This window comes from Niallia nealsonii (genome assembly GCF_002835805.1).
GTDB classification, from domain to species: Bacteria; Bacillota; Bacilli; order Bacillales; family Cytobacillaceae; genus Niallia; species Niallia nealsonii.
Window position 1 is genome coordinate 23,817 of record NZ_PISE01000011.1, and the last position, 13,410, is coordinate 37,226.

Sequence of the window (13,410 nt, forward strand, 5' to 3'; positions counted from 1 at the left end):
TGCACAAAATTCTAAAAAAATTCCTTTATGTAGTAATCGCTATCATTTTATCGCATATAAACTATTTTTTCTTCACCTGCCTACAATTCTTTTTGTTTTTCCCTCTTATGCCATCATTTTATTAGTAACTAAATAGTTAAGTTTCTTTCTTGTAACTTAAAATAACACAATTTCCCCTGTGGTGCAATCGTTTGCACAATATTTCGCAAAATTTTCTTTTTGTTATCTGAATAAATCCGTAGACTGGCTGAAAATTAAGTTTTCAGCCAGTCATTTCTCCTGCAGATTATATCTTCAATATCTCTCTTATATCTTCTTCTGTAAAGGAAGCAAAACTCTCTTCCTCTGAATCAAGAATTTCATCTGCCAAGTTTTTCTTTTTCTCCTGCAGATCATTTATTTTTTCTTCAATGGTTCCTCGAGCAATCAATTTAATGACATGCACATCATTTTTTTGCCCCATTCTATGAGCACGGTCTGCTGCTTGTTCCTCTACAGCAGGATTCCACCAAGCATCATATAAAATAACCGTATCTGCTGTCATTAAATTTAGTCCTGTCCCTCCAGCTTTTAATGAAATCAAGAAAAAATCCCGTTCACCGATATTAAAACGATTCATAAGCTCCACTCGTTCTTCAGATGGCGTTTGTCCATCTAAATAAAAAAATGGCAAATCTAAAAACGCAAGTTCTGTTCCTATAATTTCAAGCATTTTTGTGAATTGAGAAAAAATCAATACTCTTCTTCCAGCTTGACTAGCCTCTTCCACCAATTGCAGCAAAATCTTTAATTTAGCCGATTCCCCTTTGTAATCATGGATAAAAAGTTTAGGGTGGCAGCAAATTTGCCGCAGTCTTGTCAGCCCTGCCAATATTCGAATTTTATTCTTTCTAAATGTATCTTTATCCAGATGCTTTAATGTATCATGACGGAGTTTTGCTAAATAGGCAGCATAAATTTTTTTCTGTTCTGGATACAGTTCTGTTGATTCCTGCCATTCCTTTTTCTTAGGCAACTCTAATAATACATCTTCTTTTAAACGACGCAGCATAAATGGTCGGATTCTTTTGGCTATCGTTTTTTTCGGTAAATTGCTGTATTCCTTTAACCCAGCAAACAATTGTGGAAAAACAACATAAAAAATGGACCATAGCTCTTCTAAAGAGTTTTCTACAGGTGTGCCGGTAAGTGCAAAACGGTTGGCTGCTTGGATCTTTTTCACTGCTTTGGCCGTTTGTGTTATTGGATTTTTGAAATATTGGGCTTCATCCAAGATAACAGTTGAAAAAAATTGTTTTTCATACCAGCTGATATCTTTTAATAATAATGGGTATGAAGTGATGATTGCGTCTATATGGCTTATTCCCTTTTGAAGTTTAGAGCGTTCTTGTACTGTCCCATCCAAAACGATTGCTTGTACTTCTGGGGCAAATTTCATTAGTTCTGAAAGCCAATTATAGGTCAAAGAAGAGGGACAAATAATGAGCGCAGGGTGTCTGCTAGTGCGAATCTCTTCCAATTCTGATTGAATAAAGGCTATTGACTGCACCGTTTTTCCAAGTCCCATATCATCAGCCAATATGCCCCCCACCCCATATTTCGCAAGTGTTTTCATCCAGAAAAATCCTGTTGTCTGATACTCTTTCAAAATTGGCTTTAAACTCTTTGGCACCTCAAAGGAAGAACTTCCTGGATTAATAAGTTTCTCTATTAATTGTTTAAAAGAATGCTCTGCTTGTAGCAGGCTGCTTTCCTCTAATTGATGAACAAGGGACAACCCTTGGTGGACTGGCATCTCCAATCCACTCAATAGATCTTTATCCTCTACTATTGGCGAATGAAGAAACCGGTGTATTTCTTCCATTTCCCTTGTCTCTAGTGAAAATAAAGATCCATTTCGCAATCGATAGTATTTTCTCTTTTCTTCCAATGCTTCTAATATTTCCTTTATTTCCAACTCCGAAATGCCTTTCATATCAAACTTAAATTCAAGCCAATTCGTTCGTTCCTTTTTTACCCTTACTTTTATCATTGGACGAGCAGTTTCCCGAAAAATTCTATTTCTAACAGCAGTTGTTGCATATACTTGCACTAATTTTTGTAATTTAGGCAAGATATGATATAAAAATTCATACTCCAATGCTTCATTTTGCATGATATAGCCGCTGTCTGTTTTTGTAAAACAGCTTTTTTCCATCAGATCAATGATCTCTGTTTCCTTTTCTAAATCTCTTACTAAAAATATCCCTTTCTCAAGCTCTTTGTCTTCTAATGGATTGATGTTTATATGATCATAATCAAACTCAAGCCCCGCAAGAAGCAGATTATTTATCCGATCCAAATAAAGCTTTGCAGCAAGAGTTGGCCCCTGATTTTCCTTTCTTACCCCTCCCTCTATTGTAACACCACCTAATTTTTGTAAGGAGGGCGCCACTTTCTCCAAAAATAAATCAATTTGATCTTTGGCAATGGGGATGCTATTTGTGCCTGATTGATTCATCATTTTGTTCAATTCATGGAGTCTTTGGCAATCTTGATATTCTAGTTCGATCAATTGTCCATTAACTAAAACAGACTGATAATTGGATAAAATAGTGATGTTATCCAGTCCTTTAATAGTTAATTGATACCTATTGTTTGTTTGCATAAAATCAAATTGCAATGGAGGAAGTTTGGTGGAAACCTTTAAACCATTGTACGTGTCCTTTCCATATTGCAAAATAACATTTGGGGCAGCTGCAAGCAATGGGACTATTTTGTTCCAAGACGCAGGTGGAATCAGCAGCCATTCCTTTTGGTTCCCCTCTTTTATTAAAGAAAGCTCGTGTATAATCTTATCTGCTTTTGTGGAAAAACAATGTTGCCCTTGATCAAATGTAAAAAAGGGGGAAATTGCATATGCTTTTCCGCTTTTTATATGCTGCAAAAACGCCTGTATATCCTTTATAGTTGTTTTATTTATGATCATTTTAATAAAACAAGACGATTCCTTTTGCGTTGTTTGCATGAACCGGCAAATAAACTCTGTTTCCATTACTTGTCTCTTTTCAAAATGGCGCAAATGGCCGCTTTTGCGAATGCGTGAATCAGTAAAAAGCTGTATAAATCCTTCTGAAAGTTCTTTTTGGCCTCTCTCTTTGCCTGGAATCGTCTCGACTCGCTGATAGTCCATTATTTTTAAAAGCACTGCGGCAATATGCTGGCAATCACGGTCAAACGATGCTAGTTTCGGGCAGCTGCATTCTGTCTCCATTGCTCCGTGCTTTTCCTTTGTGATAGTGACATAAAAATCTTCCGCGCCTTTAACAATTGCCAAACAATGATGCTCGTCATATTCCTCTACCAATACTTTATTATTTCGATAAAAAGAGTCTCCTCTTTTAAAGGAGATGTCTCCACAAAGTTCTTTAATTATTTTTTGTGTTAGCTTTATATTCAAAAAAAAACTCCTTTCTGAGGAGCTATTCTATTCACAAATAAGTACTTGCCTAGAAAAACTCCCCTTCTTTGCCGTACAGCGATCTTTTATGATAAAACCCGCTTCTTCTATATAAGAATCAATTGTTTCAATGGTAATAATAATCACTTTCTTCGCAAATCTGTGGGCGCTTGCTAACATTTCCATTTGTGTTTCACGAGGAAGCACAGAACATAAATTATACGGCATATCGATGACTGCTGTATCATAATACTCTTGTATATCCCGCATATCTTTTAACAATACTTCTCCTTTATAGCCAAAATGCGCAATATTTTCTCTGGCATTGCCAGTAACTAGCGGATTATTGTCACTGCCAACAATGTCAATTCCCATAGATAAGGCCTCAATCAAAACAGTCCCAATCCCACAGCACGGATCTATTGCCTTCACGCCATTTATATCAGGAACGGCAATATTGATAATCGCTCGCGCCACCTTCGTGCTGAGTGCTGTGGAATATTGATGGGGCTTTTGTTGCGTTTTTAGCCAAACCGATTCACTTTTTTCATATTGTCCAAATATCCAGCCCTTTCCTACCGGCATAATGGCAAAAAACATTTGCGGCTCCACTAAATCTACTTTCCCCTTTAATTGCAAGCCAATTTCCCTAGCAATCTTTTTCCTTTCTGCAAAAGGAATTTCGCCTCTTTTATCAGGATTTTCTATAAAAAGAACTTTGAAGGTAGACTCATTTATTGGTAACTGGTTCGCCTGTTGAATAAGGTCCTCCACATATTCTCCTCTGTACATAATATCTATTCTTTCCTTTATAAAAGGGCTCCGACCTAGGTTAATTTGCTTTGTGCTTTCCAATACAAAGGAAGATGTATCAAACCCAAATAACGAACGCATTTCCATATGGCATAATGCCTCTTCATCCTCATGGTAGCTATATGTATATAAATATTGTTTACTTTGATTAGTCAAACTTTTCCCGCCTTACTAGATTCAGTCTATTTCATTATTATATAGGAAAGTAGAAGGGATTAACATGCATGGAGATTACGTGGAAGTATGTTCCTTTTTTTGTTGAACAACTTTTTTAGAAGAGGCATTCTTGCTATTTGCTGGATACAGGCAGATTTTCTGCTGCCACTTTCGGTTTATTCGCTGTGACCCTCGTTTTATCCGAATAAGCACTCCCAAATAAACGCAAAAAACCTGATGCTTTGCAAAATAAGACATCAGGTTTGAATATATTTGATACTAAGTCTCCGAATATTAATTTTTTATAATCTATCAAACTGCCCCAACCGTTCCCCCTAGTTCTTTTAACCAGCGGCGGTAGACAACGGATAAAACGTCTGCTTTGTGATTAAGCTCTGCCTGTAAATCCAGTGACAGCAATTCAGGTTTCTGTGTTTCAATAATCCATGCCTCTTGGGCAAATACTGTATCTTGGAATTCTTTAAATTGTTGATTTGATGCATCAAAGCCATAGTTTCTTGATACGACCATAAATACGCGGCACCCTTTTTCTGTCATTGGCAAAAAATTAGCTCTTCCATTTAACGATAAAGTCAAACTTCAATCAGTGGAGGGGATTCTCCATCCCTACTGATTATAGCCTGAGGCAAGATAGGAGATAGTCACACAGACGTTGCCACAGAACGTGGACGTATAAGTCTGTGTTATGTGTATATCGGACTTTTATGGGCTAGTTTCTACCCACCTAATCTTTTAGGGGGTCTTACTGCCCATTAAATAAGGATGTAATTTCTTATTATTTAAAAAACAGTTAATTTTTCCGTTATTATATGTTAACCTTTTATAATAAACAGTTAACATATAAAAAGTGAGGTATCTAAATGAAATTAAAAAATCTAATCTTATGCTCCCTTTTTGCAGCAATCACAGCGATTTTAGCTCAACTAGAAATACCATTGCCATATGTACCAATAAGCGGACAAACATTGGCGGTTGGATTAACAGCGACAATACTTGGAAGTAAATTAGGTGCCATTAGCATGATTTGCTATACATGCCTTGGAGCGGTTGGCCTGCCTGTATTTGCTGGAGCAAGTGGAGGAATTGGCGTATTAGTGGGACCTACAGGCGGCTATATTTTTGGATTTATTGCTGCTGCATATATTACAGGATACATATTAGAAAAAACGACTTATTCGATCCCAATAGCACTTGCTGCAAATATAGTTGGCATGGTTATTACATTAATAATTGGTACTATTCAATTAAAATTTGCCATGGATATAAGCTGGAGCAAGTCACTGGCTGCTGGAACTTATCCATTTATTGCTGTTGGTCTTATTAAAGCATTTTTAGCAAGCTGGATCGGCATTATTGTACGCAATCGATTAGTGCATGCCAATCTATTGCAAAAAGCATCTTACTAGAAGAAGAGAAGAAAAATGAAAAGAAAAGTAGTGCTTCGGGGACATCATTTATTATGTGTACACGGTTTCCAAGGAATGGGCTATAGTCCGATATTTGTAAATAAAATGGAAGAAACAGTAGCTTCCATACGTGATGAACAGGTGAATTTTCCGATAAAAGTAGTAGATGAATTAGATGAGACTTGTCTTTTTTGCCCACATAGCAGAGAAGGTATTTGCAATGCACCTAAGGCAAATGAGTTTGTACAGGAATTAGATAGAAAAGTTTTGACCCATTTGCAAATTGAAAAAAATCAGCTTTATCTTAAAGAAGAACTCGTTTCACTTGTTGCCGAAAAAGTAAACCCTGATGATTTAGATTTTTTATGCGAGGGTTGTTCTTGGCTTTCCTACGGCGTTTGCAAGGAAGGCATTAAAACATTGCAAGAAAAACGAAAACTATCATAATAGAAAGAGAGCATCTATCCTGTTGAAAACATAGATGCTTTTTTTGCCTAGTAAATAAAAGGAATGAAAGTATAATTGTTCATAACCTAGTGAAATTATGGACTGCTATCAGGATCATTGTCCTATTATCTTTTACCAATATCGCTAAAAGTAAAAAGGAACATATTATTTTCCTGTATATACACCGATGGATATGTCTAGTATTCCATTATTCATAGAAAATAGATGAAAACAATGCCTGTACTAATCTTAAACTCTGCCTTATTCCCACCTTCACTCTCCATCCCTAAAGAAAAGCAACAAAAAACCAGCTGCACGCACTTATGCGAGCAACCGGCATTATAAATCATTTCCCTATTTCAACTAACTGTTTTAACGCTTACATTTTTTCGAAATGCTAATTTTTCATTGCCAGAAAGTGTGAAAATAGAAATAATCGTGAATACAAGAGCGATAGAGCCTAATAATAGGTAAGCGCTTTGAAAACCTACTGTATCATACATATTCCCTGCAATAGTCGAAAGGAAAATTGATCCTACTTGTTTTGAAAACTGGAAACCTATTAAATAAATCGTTGCAGATAATCTCATATCAAAATTTGCTGAGATATATTTAAATACAGCTACTAGTAAAATAGGCACCTCTAGGGCATGCATTAATTTTAATAGACTAATAGCAACTGGCCCATCTGCAAATCCTGATCCTAAAATTCGGAAAGACATAATAAAGCCCGCGTACAATAAAGCGTTTTTTGCACCGATTTTGTTAATGATAAATGGTGCTAAAATCATAATAATGCCTTCAAGGAAAATTTGGAATGTAACCAAGTTTCCAAATACTTCTGTTCCTTTTTCTGCTGTAGAAAAGAATTGTGTAAAATAAACCGCAAATTGTTGATCATATACATCATAAATGCAGCCTACTCCAAGAACATATACAACAAATAACCAGAATTTTTTATTTTTGAAAAGACTTATAGTTGATTCTTTTGTTGATACCGTTTTCTTTTCAACATGTGCGTTAGCTAAAGAACGCGTATCCATATCTCCTGTTTTTGCAAAGATAAACACTACTGCCAATAAAATGGCTATAATTGAACTAATCCAAAAAATTAAATCAGGATTTGTATTAAATAAATGTCCTGTAACAAAGGTACTAACCGCAGCACCAATATTCCCAAATACGCGTACTCTGCCGTATTCAAACCCATTAAGATGACTTACTCTCTCAATATATGCTTCAATAGCGCCTACTCCACCATTAAAAATCGCTCCCAGGTAAGCGCCTCCAATAATAGCTGCTAAAATAATATTAGTCTTTAGCAATGCAGGGAATATGTAAATAAAGAATGGAGCAATAAAAACTAGCAATATAATAAAGACCCACAGCAAATTCTTTTTTAATCCTAACTTATCGGAAATGATTCCAAAAAACGGCTGATAGCATATAGCTGCAATCGAAATAGCGGAAAATATAATACCTGTTTTTGTAGCGCTTAAACCAGCTTCTTTTGTAAGCCATAATGATAAAAACATTGTACATGCTGCCCAAATAAAGAAGTAGAACATAAAGAATACACCAAAAACCCAATAATTCTTATTCAATTTTCTCATTTTAACCTTTCCCTTCAGATTGGAGTTTTAGTAAAAAGTTTCCTAAAATTAACTAGTTAAATACGTTTATTTTTACTAAAATAAGTATAGCAAAGATAACGTTTTCATTCAATATAATATTATAAAAATTATTAAAATTCCTATTTCTATTTATTTATTGATTTTTTTAGTAAAAAACCACTAAAAGATCCTTATTTTTTACTTTATTTTTACTATTTATTCCGTTAATTTCATCCATAACAACTTATTTTTATCATAACAAAATAAAACTTTTCTTTTACAACTAATTAGATTATCATCTAATTAGAGAGGTTTCATAATGATTGCTACATTTAAACTAGAAAAATCGTATCAAAAGCTTTTTTATGCTGGGATTATTAATGGCATTGGCGATCGTTTTAGCCAAGTCGCTTTATTGACTTTAATTCTCCAAATTACGGAATCTGGATTGGCAGTTGGCATTACACTTGCGCTGCGTATGCTTCCTTTTTTATTATTTGGACCTATTAGCAGCATACTTGCCCGTAAATTGTCTAGAAAAAAGCTATTAATCTATACAGATGTTTTTCGGGCTTTTATTGCCATTTCCTTTTTGTTTATTGATTCACCGGATGATGTATGGATTATTTATGTTGGTTCTTTTTTATTAGCTGGCGGTGAGGCACTTTATTCCCCCACAAGAAGGGCAAGCATTCCTGCAATTGTCCAAAGAAAACATATAAAAACGATAAATTCTTGGGAGCAAGTATCATTAGGATTTGTATTAGTAATCGGAGCATTGGCAGGAGGATTTGTTTCCTATCTGTTTGGTCCTTCTCAAAGTTTTCTTGTGAATATTTTTTCCTTTTTTCTTGCAAGTATATTTATCAGTAAGATTCCTAGTTTAGAAGCAGTACAACACAAAGAGGAGCAACACCGTATGGAAGAGTATCAAAGGGCGCCATTTTTTTTCATCATCTTTTCTTCTTCTTTTTTGATGCTGCTTTTATCCACTGATTTGCTTATTCCTTTAGCAAATGGCATGGAAAATGTTTTAATTAGTGTATATGCAGTACAAACCTTTCAAGCTGCCGATCTTGGAGTAGGGATTTTATACAGTGTTCTTGGTATCGGGTTTCTGATAAGCCCACTTCTTACGAAACGAATAACAAAACATTATTTGATAAGTGCTTTCCTATGCATCTTTATAGAAGGAATATTATTAATAACCGTGAGCCGTTCTCCTTCCTTTATTGTAGTTGTATTGTTGTTTGGGGTTTTGACTATCTTTGGAGGCATATCCAATGCATTGCTTGATACAGTTGTGATGCAGTCTGTTCCAGAAAACCAGCAAGGAATGTATTTTGGATTATCTGAAACGATATCTAATACGATACTTGGCATTTCCATGTTTTTTACAGGAATATTATTAGAAAGTTTTCCCCCCCGAACCATAGGAGCGATAAATGGAGGGTTATATGTTTTATTTGCCATAATGTATATAATATGTACGCTAACATTAACCAATAAAAAACACCATTTACAAAAAGCAGCAAGCAAATAATAAAGTGAAACTTCAATCAGTGGGGGTTTTACTGCCCGTTAATGCCGGATAAAAAATATTATTTGCTTGCTGCTTCATTAATTATTTCCTGAGCAATCAACTCATAGGAGCGTATTCTATCTTCTGGTCGATGGGTAATCGTGACAATCATGATTTCATCAGCCTGAAATTTCATTTGCAGTTCGTGCAGCTTATTTTTTACTTCCTTTGGACTTCCTATGATCATTTTTTCTTTTAAGCTTTCCACTTTTGCCTTTTCTTCGGCATTTAGTGGATACTGTTTCGCTTCAGCAATAGAAGGCACACCACCATTTCCTTTGCCCAGTTCTTTTTGCAAAGACCAAATAAGTGAGCTTAACGCTATCTCTTCTGCCATTTCCGCGGTTTCCCCACAAACAGCAGAAACAGTCAAAATGACTTGGGGAACATCTCCTTTTTGTTGTGGCTGAAAAGCGTCTTTATACATTTGAACAATCTCTTCTCCATCCTTATCGCTCATAAATGCTCCAAATGTATAAGCTATTCCAAGTTCAGCTGCAAGCAAGGCGCTTTTTTTGCTTGTCCCTAACAGCCATGGTTTAGGTGGTGTTTCTGGTCTTGGCGATGCAGTCAATTTTGCATAGGCATGATCTAGAGGGAAATCTAGATAAATAAAATGTAACAGCTCTTTGATTAAGTCAGGCATTGCCCACACCTGCTTCAAAAACTGGTCTGATAATGCATTAGTAGCTTCAGCAGATCCTCCTGGTGCACGGCCTATGCCAATATCAATACGTTCTGGGTAAAGGGTTGCAAGCATATTATATGTTTCTGCCACTTTATATGGTCGATAATATGGCAGCAGCACCGCACCAGGTCCAATCCGAATTCTTTTTGTTTTCGCACCAATCAAAGGGAGCATTACTTCTGGTACAGAGCTTGCAAGACCAGACAAATCATGATGTTCAGCAATCCAATAGCGCGTATAGCCAAATTCCTCTCCTTTTTGGGCAAGTTTGACTGATTCATCTAACGCATCTTTTGCTGATTGATTGGAGGCAATTGGCGATTGATCTAGAATGCTTAATTTCATAAAATCTCACCTTACCCTTTTAATTCTATTAAGCTTAAGGTAAATTCTCCTACATTTCCTTGTTTATATAAATCTGTAATAGAGGTAAAATATTGCTGAATTGTCCCTCTAAATGATAAATCTAATTCTGGAACAAAAACAGCAAATGTACCTTTATAAAGCAATGTACTAATACGATGATATTCCTCGCTCGTTACAGGAAAAACAACGGAAATTTTATGGAAACCTTCTATCTTTTCATGTTTAAAGCTCCCAACAGTAATCGACTCTCCATCTAACACTATTTCATCTGGCATATAATCCACTCCTTTTCTTTTTTCCTATTTTCTTATTAAAGCGAATGTTCTTCCTATAAGCAAACAAAAGGCACTATCCCATCTATCGGATAGCGCCTGTTTCTATTATGATTTTCTTTTTTTTATTAAATTTAATACAAATGTAAAGATAAATAATAGGACGGTACATCCTAATAATCCAGCGGCAGGCATTGCAATGGCTATTCCGTACCATGGATTAATGGTCATCGCTACAATAATGCTTGCTATAAAGGCTGCAACTGTCACGATTAGACTTATAACCGAAGGCAAATAGCCTTTTTTTGAACGAAAATACACTTGATGCATCGTAATTAAGCCAACAAATACTATATACAGAATCGAAATCGTCGTCCCATTTACTGCCACATCCACTTGTTTCATAAACCAGTGATTGCTTTCCGTTGATTTTGGCATAGCAAAGGAAATTCCCTCTAATTTCTTTGTATCCAAATCGATTGTTGTAAAAATAAATTCAGCTGGATCAGTCGACCAATTGCGATGCTCTAAAAAGGCCATTTTATTTTCTGTGTGGAAAAACCTAGGCACCGTTACAGCTGTTTTCAAGTTTGTCAGTTTAGTTGTTTTTTCACTATTTAAATCCCGCAAAAATAATTCATATTCATAAAGACTTGAGTCTTCCGACTCTTTTGATACCGCTGTATAAGCCATTTGGGATCCATCTGGCGATAAAGTTTTAGAATAGCTGTCAGCTACATCAAGTTGGGAAAGAAAAGACTCTTTTTCTTCACTTTTCCCCAACACAAGCTTATAAACAGAACCACTATCTTCCCCATAATATAATTCCTTTCCATTTGGAGATGGGAGAAATGTATCTATACTAAAATAATCGGCATCGGTCCATTGCTTTTCCTTTTTGCCGCTTAAATTAATAGAATAAATATCCTGCCCTTCTTTCGTTTCTCCTTCTGCTTTCTGAAAATCAGAAGCACCCATACCAACATAATAAATAGTCTCATTTTCAGTAGAAAACAAGGCTTTAAAAACATGTATTTTGGAAGAGGTAAGTTTTTTCGACTCTGATCCATCGCTATTTGCCAGATATAAGGAACTGTTTCCATCCTTATTTTCAGCTAAATAGAGGAGATGCTTCCCATCAGAAGAAAGCTGTGGCTGATGATGCTTTAAAGAACCAAAGCCTGTTAATTGTTTTACATTTTTCCCATTTCTATCTGCAGAAAAAATCGCTTCTTTTCCGTCTTTATAATAGGAAAACACAATTTTTTGATCATCGGAAGAAAGATCAAAATTATCCCCCAAACCAGTATAATACTGATAAGGATCATCATTTTCGAAAAGGCTATATAATACTGCTCCGATAAGCAAAATTCCAAAAATGATAATACTTGAAAACATTCGTTTGTTATTTTTCATCTATTCCACTCCATCTCTACTTAAGCTTTCTGTAAAATAAAATCTGCCTTTATAACGCCAATCGCTTCTCTTCTTGCATTGTATACAGGCGCCTGTACATACTTGCTTAAATCATCAAAAATCTGATCGTCTTTCATCCCTAATTGATTCAGCACTTCCATAGAAGCAACATGGACAGCTCGTGTGCTCCCGTCTTCCACTTTAATTGCAATGCCAATTCCTTTCTCTATTAAGCCAAGGCATTGAACAGCTTCTGCTCCTACTTTTGCCACAACTTTCTTATCATATGCTTTCATAATATCCGTATCAAATCGATTGGTGCCAGCAACCATTTCAGGATACTCCATCATAGCCTTTCGAATTTCCACTAAAGTTTTTGCATGGTTTTTCCCTGCTGTTTGTTCCGGTTGAGCTAGTTTTGCATACCCTAAGGCTGCTTTATCTAACGGCAATTGATGGACAGGCACACCACAGCCATCCACACTTAAACCAATAGATTCTTTTGGAACTTCACATATATCAGCAATGGCAGCAAGAATTCTCTGCTGAGCAGGATGATTTACTTCACGGTATGTATGGATATCTTCTTTCATATGTACAGCAGTAGCTAGCATACTGGAATGTTTGCCAGAACAATTATGATAAACAGAGGTAATATCTTTTCCTGCTTGAAGAAGCTTTTTATAACTTTTTATATTCCATGGCGTATGTGTTCCGCATTGCAAAGCTTCTTCATTTAAGCCAATCCGCTTTAAAACAGCCAGCACATGCTCTCTGTGAAAATCTTCCCCCGCATGAGAAGCACAGCTTAATGCTAAATCTTGAACAGAATAATTAAACGCTTCTTTTGTACCTGTCTCTACTAAAGGCACCGCCTGAAATGGCTTCATTGCAGAACGAGGAAATGTTAAACGATGGGGATCGCCGCAAAAATACAGCAACTCTCCTTCTTTATTTACTATTGCAATATGAACATTATGTGTACTTTCCACATATTCGCCCCGATACACAAGAATTCTATTTGTCAATGTCATCACTCTCCAATTTGATAGTATCCATAAAACATTCTCCTTATCTAACCATTATAGCTGAGATAAATCTTTATTTGGCTAATTTTCCAAACAAAAAAAGAGCAGAGAATAGAAAATCTCCCTGCTCTTTAATATCATTTTTTGGATGAAGCAAATTGCT

Annotated in this window: 12 protein-coding genes; 3 read left to right on the plus strand and 9 right to left on the minus strand. The window is 35.8% G+C overall.

Annotated elements, in window-relative coordinates:
• Nucleotides 1-286: 286 nt before the first annotated feature.
• The 4 genes from CWS01_RS04910 to CWS01_RS04925 form a co-directional block, all read right to left on the minus strand.
• Complete coding sequence (locus CWS01_RS04910) at nt 287-3,439, minus strand: DEAD/DEAH box helicase (RefSeq protein WP_101175949.1); 3,153 nt, start codon at nt 3,437-3,439, stop codon at nt 287-289.
• A 27-nt stretch (nt 3,440-3,466) separates the two neighbouring features.
• Nucleotides 3,467-4,408, minus strand: a complete 942-nt coding sequence (locus CWS01_RS04915) for a TRM11 family SAM-dependent methyltransferase (RefSeq protein ID WP_235851974.1) — start codon at nt 4,406-4,408, stop codon at nt 3,467-3,469.
• Nucleotides 4,409-4,541: 133 nt separating this feature from the next.
• A complete protein-coding gene (locus tag CWS01_RS22600) occupies nt 4,542-4,724 on the minus strand; it encodes a hypothetical protein (RefSeq protein ID WP_101175951.1) in 183 nt (60 codons plus the stop codon).
• The gene (locus tag CWS01_RS04925; protein WP_235851985.1) at nt 4,721-4,966 is read right to left on the minus strand and encodes a hypothetical protein; all 246 of its coding nucleotides are present in this window, start codon (nt 4,964-4,966) and stop codon (nt 4,721-4,723) included. The genes CWS01_RS22600 and CWS01_RS04925 overlap by 4 nt, the downstream gene beginning before the upstream one ends.
• A gap of 323 nt (nt 4,967-5,289) precedes the next feature.
• Between CWS01_RS04925 and CWS01_RS04930 the strand changes: the two genes are divergently transcribed.
• Both CWS01_RS04930 and CWS01_RS04935 read left to right on the plus strand, forming a co-directional pair.
• Nucleotides 5,290-5,835, plus strand: a complete 546-nt coding sequence (locus tag CWS01_RS04930; protein ID WP_101175953.1) for a biotin transporter BioY — start codon at nt 5,290-5,292, stop codon at nt 5,833-5,835.
• Between the two features lie 15 nt (nt 5,836-5,850).
• Nucleotides 5,851-6,282, plus strand: a complete 432-nt coding sequence (locus CWS01_RS04935; RefSeq protein ID WP_101175955.1) for a DUF1284 domain-containing protein — start codon at nt 5,851-5,853, stop codon at nt 6,280-6,282.
• Between the two features lie 359 nt (nt 6,283-6,641).
• Here CWS01_RS04935 and CWS01_RS04940 read toward each other — a convergent pair whose 3' ends face one another.
• Nucleotides 6,642-7,895, minus strand: a complete 1,254-nt coding sequence (locus CWS01_RS04940; RefSeq protein ID WP_101175957.1) for an MFS transporter — start codon at nt 7,893-7,895, stop codon at nt 6,642-6,644.
• A 319-nt stretch (nt 7,896-8,214) separates the two neighbouring features.
• Between CWS01_RS04940 and CWS01_RS04945 the strand changes: the two genes are divergently transcribed.
• Nucleotides 8,215-9,438: an MFS transporter gene (locus CWS01_RS04945; protein WP_101175959.1), complete on the plus strand. Its 1,224-nt coding sequence runs from the start codon at nt 8,215-8,217 to the stop codon at nt 9,436-9,438.
• Between the two features lie 58 nt (nt 9,439-9,496).
• Here CWS01_RS04945 and CWS01_RS04950 read toward each other — a convergent pair whose 3' ends face one another.
• The 4 genes from CWS01_RS04950 to CWS01_RS04965 form a co-directional block, all read right to left on the minus strand.
• Nucleotides 9,497-10,510 carry an LLM class flavin-dependent oxidoreductase gene (locus CWS01_RS04950; protein WP_101175960.1) on the minus strand — a complete coding sequence of 338 codons (1,014 nt, stop codon included), beginning with the start codon at nt 10,508-10,510 and terminating at the stop codon, nt 9,497-9,499.
• Nucleotides 10,511-10,521: 11 nt separating this feature from the next.
• Nucleotides 10,522-10,806 (minus strand): DUF3219 family protein, encoded by a 285-nt coding sequence (locus CWS01_RS04955; RefSeq protein ID WP_101175962.1) that lies wholly within the window; start codon nt 10,804-10,806, stop codon nt 10,522-10,524.
• 105 nt (nt 10,807-10,911) lie between these two features.
• Nucleotides 10,912-12,219: a TolB family protein gene (locus tag CWS01_RS04960; RefSeq protein ID WP_101175964.1), complete on the minus strand. Its 1,308-nt coding sequence runs from the start codon at nt 12,217-12,219 to the stop codon at nt 10,912-10,914.
• A 20-nt stretch (nt 12,220-12,239) separates the two neighbouring features.
• Nucleotides 12,240-13,247 carry an asparaginase gene (locus CWS01_RS04965; protein ID WP_101176266.1) on the minus strand — a complete coding sequence of 336 codons (1,008 nt, stop codon included), beginning with the start codon at nt 13,245-13,247 and terminating at the stop codon, nt 12,240-12,242.
• Nucleotides 13,248-13,410: the final 163 nt, after the last annotated feature.